Below are 10,794 nucleotides of genomic sequence, written 5' to 3'. Positions count from 1 at the left end.
CGGGGGCGACGACCTGGGCGAACGCTGGCAGGGAAGCGGGGGATACGGTGACGGTCCTGGCGCCCCTCGCCGCGTGGATTCGCTCGCATAAGACCGTCGCCTCTGTGATCGCGATCGCGCTGATCGCCTCCGTTCCGGCGACATTCGCCGTTCTGCACAAGGGTTTTCCGACCGACGACGTCAATCTCGACGCCCGTGATGTGTGGGTGACGAACGGTCAGAAGCTGATGGGCGGTCGCCTGAACCACCAGATCGACCAGCTGGATGCCGCGGTGACCGGCGCATCCAGCGACCTCGATGTGCTGCAGGACGGCACCGCCTATTTCCTCACCGACTCCAAGAACGGCACGCTGGAGCGGATCGACCCCGCCTTCGTGTCCCTTGTCGACAGGGTGAGCATCCCGCCGGGGTCGCAGGTGTCGTACGGTGCGAGCACCATCGCCATAACGTCGCCCGACGGCAAGGTGTGGGTTCTGGATGCCTCGTCGCGGCTCGCGTTCGACCCGTCGAAGACGGCGCCCACCGCGAAGCTGGGGTCGGGCACTCAGACGGTCGTCACGAAGGGCGGAGTCGCCTACAGCGCCTCGCCGAGCAAGCACGAGCTCGTGCGCTTCGACCACCCGGGAGCGCAGGGCACGAGGTCGAGCCTCGCCGTGCCGAGCTCGTTCCAGCTGTCGGCGGTCGGCGACCAGCCGATCCTGCTCGACACCGCGCACAACCGGGTACTGATCGGCACCAGCACGACTGTGAACCTGCCGTCGAAAGGCCTGCAGCTGCAGCAACCCGGCGAGACGAATTCGTACGCGCTCGTCGCCTCCGGCAGTGCGCTGATGAAGGTGCCGCTCGATGGCGGTCACGTCGACATCGTGGGTGCGGGCATCCAGCATGCGGTGACCAGAGCCGATCAGGTCTCGGCTCCGGTCTGGCTGAATGGATGCTCGTATGGAGCGTGGGCGGGCGCGGCGCGGTACCTGTATGCGTGTGATGGCAAGGCATCCGTCGGTGTCGACATCGCGCAGCAGGTCAGCGGTGATGACCTGCGCTTCCGGGTGAACCACAACGTGATCGCGTTGAACAATCTGCGCAATGGGGATGCGTGGGTGGTGTCGAGTCACATGGTTCTGGTGCAGAACTGGGCGACCTTGAAGCCGAACGACTCGCAGGTGAATGGGAACACCGGGCAGGAGAAGCCGGTGCTGCAGTCCTTCCAGGACACCCTCGCGCACCGAACCGCGGCGAACCATCCGCCGGTCGCGGTGGACGACAACTTCGGCGTAAGGGCGGGCCGCTCGACAGTGCTGCCCGTGCTCGACAACGACACCGACCAGGACGGCGACGTGCTGACCATCACGCAGGTCACCCCGGTGCCTGCTGCGGAGGGCCATCTCGACATCATCGAGGGCGGTCGTGCCGTGCAACTGACCGTGCCGCCGAACGTGACGGGCAGTGTGTCGTTCCGGTACACGATCGACGATGGCCGCGGCGGGACGGCGACGGGCCAGGTGAACGCGACGGTGCATCCGTCGAACGTGAACGCCGCGCCGGTGTCGAAGCGGGAGAGCGACGCCTCCGTCGAGGTGGGGCAGTCGGTCGCATACGACGTGTTGAACGACTGGAGCGATCCCGACGGCGATGGCATCTCGCTGTCGGGCGCCCAGTCGACCACCGATGATCAGGTGCAGTTCCAGCCGAATGGCAAGATCACGTTCCTCAGCAAGAACGGGCAGACCGGTGTCAAGGAGGTGCGGTACACGGTCACCGACGGCAGGGCGAGCGCCACCGGATCGCTGTACGTGACAGTCAAGCCGCAGGGCTCGCTGGATCCGGTCGCGACGCCGGACTTCGCCTCCGGATTCGCCGGGCAGCCGATCGTCGTGAACCCGCTCGACAACGACCTGTCGCCCTCCGGCGACGAGCTGAGCCTGGTGGGAGCGAACTTCAGCAGCGGCCCGGTGGAGCCCGCCATCGTCACGGATGCGCAGAAGCAGACGGTGACAGTGACGGCGAGCACACCGGGTGAGTACTACCTGGAGTACACCCTCGGGGCCGGCGCAAAGACGACGACTGGCCTGATCCGCGTCAACGTGCTCGACAACGGGAGCGATGCCGGCCCGGTCCCGGTCGCGGATGTCGCCTACGTGCGGCCGGGAGAGACCACCACCGTCGATCCGCTCGCCAACGACTCGTCGCCATCGGGCCGCGTGCTCGCGCTGCGGACCGTGACGAAGACGGATGCCGCGGCCGACCTCAATGTGCAGGTGCTCGACAACCAGATCGTGAAGGTCACATCGCCGTCCGTTCTGCCGAATCAGGTGCAGTTGAACTATGTGGTCTCGGACGGAGTGAAGGAGGCGGCGTCCACGATCACGGTGGTGCCGATCCCGCCGATCGTCGTGCATCAGCCGCCTGTGGCCGTTGACGACACCGCTACCGTGCGGGCGGGCGACGTCGCCACGGTGGGCGTGCTCGACAACGACTACTCGCCCGACAACGAACCGTTCAACCTGGATCCGAAGCTCAAGGACACGTCGAACGAGGGTCCGGGAGCGACCGCCTTCGTGAGCGGCAAGACGGTGCGCTACCAGGCGCCCACGACGCCCGGCCAGTACTCGGTTTCGTACTCGATCAGCGACAAGTGGCAGCAGTCCGCAGTGGCGACCGTGACCTTCATCGTCACGGCGAAGAACGGTAAGGACCAGGCACCGGCCCCGTCGGCGCTCACGGTGCGCGCCTTCGCGGGCTCGAGCATCCCCGTCACGGTTCCGCTGAACGGCATCGACCCGGACGGCGACTCGGTCAGCCTGGACGGCATCGTGAGCCAGCCGAGCCTCGGCCGCATCGTCAGCTCGACCTCGAACTCGTTCACCTACGAGGCGTACCCGGGATCGGGCGGCACCGACACGTTCACCTACAAGGTCACCGACACCTACGGCAAGAGCGCAACCGGCACGGTGCGCGTCGGCGTCGTTCCGCGACCCACCAGCCTGCAGCCTCCCGTGGCAGTGAACGACACCGTGGAGGTCAAGCCGGGCAGGACGGCATCCGTTCCCGTTCTCGCCAACGACTCGGATCCGAACGGGTACACGATCTCGGTGCAGAAGAAGCTGAGCGATGTGGATACGGCGCTGAAGGCGTCCGTGCACGGTCAGATCGTGCTGGTGCAGGCACCCGAGAAGGAGGGCGTGTACGTCGCGCGCTACACGATCACGAACGGCCAGGGCGGACAGGACAGCGCCTACGTTCAGGTGATCGTCACGAAGGATGCCAAGCCGGTCTACCCGACGGCGATCGACCAGGACGTGCAAGCGGACCAGGTGGCCGGCAAGAGCTCGGTCAAGGTGGATGTCTACGAGGGTGCGGTGAACCCGTCGAACCTCGTGAACAAGCTGAAGGTCGGCGTCACGGGACCGAACGCGAAGTACGCCACGGTGGGCGACAACGGTTCTGTGGCGGTCAAGCCGCAGCGCTCGCGCATGGCGGTGGCGTACACGCTGACGGACCCGGCGACCGGGCTCGCAGGGGAGGCGTTCATCGTGGTTCCGCCCTCGTCGGACGGCACGCCTCCGCCGAAGGTGAAGGTGCCGCAGCAGATCGTGTCGATGAACGGCACGAAGACGTGGAAGCTGTCGGACATCATCGAGGTGCCGTCGGGACGCCCCGCGAAGATCACCGGCCACAGCGGCGTCAGTTCCACCCACTCGACGGTGTCGGGCTACGTGGATGACCAGACGCTCACGTTCACGGCGCAGAAGGACTACCGCGGGCCCGCCGCCGTCACGTTCGAGGTGAACGACGGGCGGGAACCCGGCGCGTCCCGGGACCGCGTCACATCCCTGGTGCTGCCGATCACCGTCGGCAACCCGGATCAGTCGGATGTTCCGCCCACGTTCACGCCGCCGAACGTGACGATCCAGGCGGGCGAGAGTCCCACGGTCGTCGACCTGCGGGCATCCACGTACCACCCGAACCCGCAGATCCTGAACAAGATCACGTACACGGACTTCTCCGGTGCGTCCGGCGGGATCGTCGCGAGCCCGAGCGGATCGACGCTGTCGTTGTCGGCACCGTTCGGAGTGCAGCCGGGCACGACGTCGACGATCCACTTCAAGGTGAACTCGCCGACCGTCTCGATCGATGGATCCGTGAACGTGCGCGTGGTGAGCTCCACACGACCGTTGGCGCAGCAGAAGAACCCGCCGCAGACGATGGACATGAAACGCGGGCAGAGCAAGACCCTCTCCGGGGCGACCAGCGAGACGTACTGGGTGAATCCCTTCCCGGGGCAGCCGCTGACCATCACCAGCGCGAAGCAGGTGAGCGGGCCGAGCGGCGCGACGGTGACATACACCTCCGACTCGATCACGGTGAGTGCAGGCAGCGGAGCGGGAATCGGCACGGTGAACGTGCAGTACACCGTGCAGGATGCGACGAAGGATCCGGCGCGGACAGCGTCGACGATCGGGCAGCTGAACGCCACGATCCACGACGTGCCGGACAAGCCGGCGCCGCCATACAACCTGAAGGAGAGCAGCGGCCAGGTCACGATGTCCGTAAGAGCTCCGAACCAAAATGGCTTGCCGATCGATCGTTACCAGATCACCGATAATCACGGCGGCAGCTACTCGGCGCAGGTTGGCTCGAATACGATCAAACCCCTGACTAATGGCACCAGCTACACCTTCCAGGTCAGGGCGCACAACGCAGACGGCTGGAGCGCGTTGTCGGATCCCTCATCGGCGGTGACACCCTACGGCCAGCCCAGCGCGGTGCAGAGCGTGAACATGAAACCGAACGGAACAGCACCGAACTCGTTCGACGTGACTTGGCCAGCGGTGTCCAACACCGGTGGCGGGTCGGTGACGTACCACTGGTCGTTTAGTGGCGGCGGTTCCGGAACGACCAAGGGCACATCCGTGACCACCGCTTCGGTCGGCGCAGGCAATTACTCGTTCACCGTCTATGCCGTGAACGACGGTGGCGGCGGTACTGGCGGGTCCGCCACCGGGCACGGTTCGATCGCTCCTACGCCACCACCGCAGCGTTCAGTGTCGATCAGCAAGGGGGCGGGGCCGGTTTACAGCTCGTCCTGCAATAACGGGTGCTTCTACTACTTGATCTCGGTGAAGAACTTCGATCCCGGCTCGTACACCGTTCACTACACATGCAACGGTCCTGTCAGTTATACCGACACCATCAACGTGGGCGCGAACGGAAGTGGGTCCTTCAATTCCCAGAACGGCTCGCGCTTCAACTGCGGCTATAACGGCACTTACGTAACGATCGACGGCGTCCAGAGCAATCAAGCGGATTTCAGAAACAACTAAGTCCCGTGGCGACCTGGTGCGTGGCAAGCTGGCGCGTTTCCATTCATAGCGCCGGCGCGGATGCGCGTGACGGGCGGACCTCCCGGTTCGCCCCGTGATCGGGGGTGTGCTAGCTTGTACGCGCTCGGGGGAGCGGTTTCGGGCCAGAAGGCGGGCTTCGCTTCGTCGTGAACGCAAGGACGGATTCAGGGAGAACGCAGCACAGTGCTCAGGCCTCTCGCCGCGTGGATCCGCTCCCATAAGGCCATCGCATCCGCTGTCGTCATCGCGCTTGTCGCGTCCGTTCCGCTCACCTTCGCGCTGCTGCACAAGGGTTTCCCAACCGACGACGTCAATCTGGACGCCCGTGATGTGTGGGTGACGAACGGCCAGAAGCTGATGGGCGGTCGCCTGAACCACCAGATCAACCAGCTGGATGCCGCGGTGACCGGCGCATCCAGCGACCTCGATGTGCTGCAGGATGGTTCGGCCTACTTCCTGACGGACTCGAAGAACGGCACCCTGGAGCGCATCGACCCGGCCTTCGTGTCGCTGGTCGATCGGGTGAGCATCCCGGCCGGATCGCAGGTGTCGTACGGCGCGAGCACGGCGGCGATCACATCGCCGGATGGCAAGGTGTGGGTTCTGGATGCCTCGTCGCGGCTGACGTTCGACCCGTCCAAGACGAAGCCTGCCGCGAAGCTCGGTGCCGGCACACAGACGGTCGTCACGAAGTCGGGCCACGCCTACAGCGTCTCGCCGAGCAAGCACGAGCTCGTGCGCTTCGACCACCCCGGTTCGCAGGGACAGTCCTCGAACCTAGCGGTCTCCCGTTCGTTCCAGCTGTCCGCCGTTGGCGACCAACCGGTCGTGCTGGACACGATGGCGAATCGGCTCCTCATCGGTATCGACAAGACCGTCGACCTCCCGTCCAAAGGGCTGCAGCTGCAGCAGCCGGGTGAGGCGAACTCGTACGCCCTCGTCGCCTCCGGGAGTGCACTCCTGCAGGTACCGCTCGGCGGCGGTCACATCGACATCGTGGGTGCAGGCATCCAGCACGCCGTCACGAAACCGGATCAGGTCACCGCTCCGGTCTGGCTGAATGGATGCTCGTATGGAGCGTGGGCGGGCGCGGCGCGGTACCTGTATGCGTGTGATGGCAAGGCATCCGTCGGTGTCGACATCGCGCAGCAGGTGAGCGGTGATGACCTGCGCTTCCGGGTGAACCACAACGTGATCGCGTTGAATAACCTGCGCAATGGGGACGCGTGGGTGGTGTCGAGTCACATGGTTCTGGTGCAGAACTGGGCGACCTTGAAGCCGAACGACTCGCAGGTGAACGGGAACACCGGGCAGGAGAAGCCGGTTCTTCAGTCCTTCCAGGACACGCTGGCGCACCGCACGAAGATCAACCATCCGCCGGTCGCGGTGGACGACAACTTCGGCGTCAGGGCGGGCCGCTCGACCGTGCTGCCGGTGCTCGACAACGACACGGATCAGGACGGCGACGTGCTCACGGTCACCCAGGTGACGCCTGTGCCATCCGCCGAGGGCCATCTCGACGTGATCCAGGGCGGCCGAGCGGTGCAACTCACGGTTCCCGACGGGGTCACGGGCAGTGTGTCGTTCCGGTACACGATCGACGATGGCCGCGGCGGGACGGCGACGGCCCAGGTGAACGCGACGGTGCATCCGTCGAACGTGAACGCCGCGCCGGTGTCGAAGCGGGAGAGCGACGCCTCCGTCGAGGTGGGACAGTCGGTCACGTACGACGTGCTGAACGACTGGAGCGATCCCGATGGCGATGGCATATCGCTGTCGTCGGCCCAGTCGACCACCGACGACCAGGTGCAGTTCCAGCCGGACGGCAAGATCACCTTCCTCAGCAAAAACGGGCAGACCGGTGTCAAGGAGGTGCGGTACACCGTCACCGACGGGCACGCCAGCGCTTCCGGATCGCTCATGGTCACCGTGAAGCCGCAGGGCTCGCTCGATCCCGTGGCAACGCCCGACTTCGCGTCCGGTGTGGCCGGCGAGGCCATCAAGGTCAGCCCACTCGACAACGATCTGTCGCCATCCGGCGATGAGCTGACGCTCGTCGGAGCGAACAACGACTCCGGTCCCTCGCAGCCCACGCTGGCGAGCGACGCCCAGAAGGGCACGGTGACCGTCACGGCAAGCACCGCAGGAGAGTTCTACCTGAAGTACACGCTCGCCGCCGGCGCGAAGACCACGACCGGACTGATCCGGGTGGATGTCGCAGACGGCGGCGGCGAGGCCGGCCCGGTCGCGGTCGCGGATGTCGCCTACGTGCGGCCGGGGGAGACCACCACGGTGGATCCGCTGGCCAACGACTCCTCGCCGTCCGGCCGCGTTCTCGCCGTCCGGACTGTGACGAAGACGGATGCCGCGGCCGACCTCAACGTCGAGCTGCTCGACAACCAGGTGGTCAAGGTCACGTCGCCGGTCGTTCTGCCGCAGCAGGTGCAGTTGAACTATGTGGTCTCGGACGGAGTGAAGGAGGCGACGTCGACGATCACGGTCGTGCCGATTCCGCCCCTCGTGGTTCATCAGCCGCCTGTGGCCGTTGACGACACCGCTACCGTGCGGGCGGGCGACGTCGCCACGGTGGGCGTGCTCGACAACGACTACTCGCCCGACAACGAACCGTTCAACCTGGATCCGAAGCTCAAGGACACGTCGAACGAGGGTGCCGGCGCAACCGCGTTCGTCAGCGGCAAGACGGTGCGCTACCAGGCGCCGACGACGCCGGGGCAGTACTCCGTGTCGTACTCGATCAGCGACAAGTGGCAGCAGACGGCGGTCGCGACCGTGACCTTCGTCGTGACGGGCAAGGACGGCAAGGACCAGGCACCGGCCCCATCGGCGCTCACGGTGCGCGCCTTCGCCGGCTCGAGCATCCCCGTCACGGTTCCGCTGAACGGCATCGACCCGGACGGCGACTCGGTCAGCCTGGACGGCATCGTGAGCCAGCCGAGCCTCGGCCGCATCGTCAGCTCGACCTCGAACTCGTTCACCTACGAGGCGTACCCGGGATCGGGCGGCACCGACACGTTCACCTACAAGGTCACCGACACCTACGGCAAGAGCGCAACCGGCACGGTGCGCGTCGGCGTCGTTCCGCGACCCACCAGCCTGCAGCCTCCCGTGGCAGTGAACGACACCGTGGAGGTCAAGCCGGGCAGGACGGCATCCGTTCCCGTTCTCGCCAACGACTCGGATCCGAACGGGTACACGATCTCGGTGCAGAAGAAGCTGAGCGATGTGGATACGGCGCTGAAGGCATCCGTGCACGGTCAGATCGTGCTGGTGCAGGCACCCGAGAAGGAGGGCGTGTACGTCGCGCGCTACACGATCACGAACGGCCAGGGCGGACAGGACAGCGCATACGTTCAGGTGATCGTGACCGAGAACGCGAAGCCGGTGTATCCGGCCGCGATCGATCAGATCGTGCAGGCGGACCAGGCCGCGGGCAAGAGCTCGGTGAAGGTGAACGTGTACGAGGGTGCGGTGAACCCGTCGAACCTCGTGAGTGAGCTGAAGGTCGGCGTCACGGGACCGAACGCGAAGTACGCCACGGTCGGCAGCAACGGCTCTGTCGCGGTCAAGCCCCAGCACTCACGCATGGCCGTCGCCTACACGCTGACGGACCCGGCGACCGGGCTGACGGGAGAAGCGTTCATCGTGGTGCCGCCTGCCTCTGACGGCACGCCGCCGCCGAAGGTGAAGGTGCCGCAGCAGATCGTGTCGATGAACGGCACGAAGACGTGGAAGCTCGCCGACGTCGTTGATGTTCCTTCGGGGCGCCCCGCGAAGATCACCGGCCACAGCGGCGTCAGTTCCACCCACTCGACGGTGTCGGGCTACGTGGATGACCAGACGCTCACGTTCACGGCGCAGAAGGACTACCGCGGGCCCGCTGCCGTCACGTTCGAGGTGAACGACGGCCGCGAGCCGGGTGCATCGCACGACCGGGTCACATCGCTGGTGCTGCCGATCACCGTGGGCAATCCGGATCAGTCGGATGTTCCGCCCACGTTCACGCCGCCGAACGTGACGATCCAGGCGGGCGAGAGTCCGACGGTGGTCGACCTGCGGGCATCCACGTACCACCCGAACCCGCAGATCCTGAGCAAGATCACGTACACGGACTTCTCCGGTGCGTCCGGCGGGATCGTCGCGAGCCCGAGCGGATCGACGCTGTCGCTGTCGGCACCGTTCGGCGTGCAACCGGGCACGACGTCGACGATCCACTTCAAGGTGAACTCGCCGACCACCTCGATCGACGGGTCGGTCAACGTGCGCGTGGTGAGCTCGACACGACCGTTGGCGCAGCAGAAGAACCCGCCCTTCGTTCAGGACGTGCAGCGCGGCCACTCCATCCCGTGGAACAACGCCACGAGTGACCAGTACTGGGTCAACCCGTTCCCAGGGCAGCCCCTCACCATCACGAATGCGAAGGCCGTGAGTGCTCCATCCGGTGTCACCGTGACCTTCACCGGCAGCTCGATCAACGTCGCCGTCGGGAGCGGCGCGGCGATCGGAACCGTGAACATCCAGTTCAACGTGCAGGACGCGACGAAGGATCCGGCACGAACGGCCGCCACCATCGGGCAGTACAACGTCGTCGTGCACGACGTGCCGGCGCAGCCCTCGCCGCCTTCCAACGTCACGGCGAGCAGCGGCCAGGCGACCATGTCGATCAAGGCCCCGGCAGACAACGGCAAACCGATCGACCAGTACCAGATCACCGACAACCACGGTGGAAGCTACGCGGCTCAGGTCGGATCGAACACGATCAAGAACCTGACCAACGGCACCACATACATCTTCCAGGTCAAGGCGCACAACAAGGATGGGTGGGGACCCGCGTCCGGCAATTCTCAACCCGTCACCCCGTACGGCAAGCCGAGCACGGTGCAGAACGTCACGATGCACGCCAACGGCACGGCGCCCAACTCCTTCACTGTCAGCTGGGACCCGGTGTCGAACACCGGCGGCGGAAGCGTGACCTATCACTGGTCGTTCAGTGGCGGCGGCTCCAGCACCACGAAGGGAACCAGCGTCACGACGCGCTCGGTCGGAGCGGGCAACTACTCGTTCAGCGTCTACGCGGTCAACGACGGCGGCGGCGGCACGGGCGGAACCGGAACAGGGAACGGTTCGATCGCCGATCCGCAGCCGGCCGCGCAAACCGGACCGGACACCGCGCACTCCGTGGCCTGCCAGATCGGTGGCGGCACCTGTCACTACTTCCTCATCAAGGGTCAGCACTTCAGTCCTGGTCAGCAGTACACGGTCCAGACTTTCTGCGGCGGGTCTCAGCTGACCAGCCCCACGGTGGCGGCGGACGCCAATGGCAACATCGATACGAGTTCGTACTACGGCAACCACCACCCGAACTGCGGTACCAACGAGACGGGCTACATCATCATCGGGGGCGTCCGAAGCCCAACCGTGAACTTCTGAT

General features: G+C 65.8%; 2 protein-coding genes. Both read left to right on the top strand.

All coding sequences use genetic code 11. The annotated features are described in order from the left end of the window. The first annotated feature begins 47 nt into the window (after nucleotides 1–47). The gene (locus tag ACYVII_RS02100; RefSeq protein WP_460530204.1) at nucleotides 48–5,324 is read left to right on the top strand and encodes an Ig-like domain-containing protein; all 5,277 of its coding nucleotides are present in this window, start codon (nucleotides 48–50) and stop codon (nucleotides 5,322–5,324) included. 204 nt (nucleotides 5,325–5,528) lie between these two features. After that, complete coding sequence (locus ACYVII_RS02095) at nucleotides 5,529–10,793, top strand: Ig-like domain-containing protein (protein WP_460530201.1); 5,265 nt, start codon at nucleotides 5,529–5,531, stop codon at nucleotides 10,791–10,793. Nucleotide 10,794 lies beyond the last annotated feature (1 nt).

It is taken from the genome of Humibacter ginsengiterrae, from assembly GCF_054780115.1.
This window is presented reverse-complemented; position numbering and strand designations above follow the sequence as displayed.